Origin of the sequence: Actinospica durhamensis (genome assembly GCF_018139695.1) — a bacterium.
Taxonomy (GTDB): Bacteria; Actinomycetota; Actinomycetes; order Streptomycetales; family Catenulisporaceae; genus Actinospica; species Actinospica durhamensis.
In genome coordinates, this window is the sequence record NZ_JAGSOG010000863.1 from 1 (window position 1) to 395 (window position 395).

Annotated in this window: 1 protein-coding gene; it reads right to left on the minus strand. The window is 70.1% G+C overall.

From position 1 onward, the window contains the following. Positions 1 to 395 (minus strand): cob(I)yrinic acid a,c-diamide adenosyltransferase (locus tag KDL01_RS42595; protein ID WP_212534366.1); only part of this gene is annotated, 395 nt, incomplete at both ends.

Genomic DNA, 395 nt, shown 5'->3' on the forward strand with positions numbered 1-395 from the left:
GTGCTTGACCTTGGACATGTCGGTGACGAGGTCGGCGAGGCCGACGAGCTCCTCCGGCGCGTTCCGCCCGGTGATCACCACGTGCTGGGTGCCCGGCCGGTCCCGCAGCACGGACACGACCTCGTCGGTGTCGACCCACCCCCAGTGCATCGGGTAGGCGAACTCGTCCAGCACGTACAGCCGGTACGTCTCGGCGGCCAGGTCCCGCTTGACCTGCTCCCAGCCCTCCCGGGCCTTCTCCTCGTTGTCCATCTGCGCGTCGCGCTGCACCCAGGACCAGCCCTCGCCCATCTTGTGCCAGGCGACGGTCCCGCCCTCGCCGGAGTCGCCGAGCACGCGCAGCGCCCGCTCCTCGCCGACCTTCCACTTGGCCGACTTGACGAACTGGAACACCC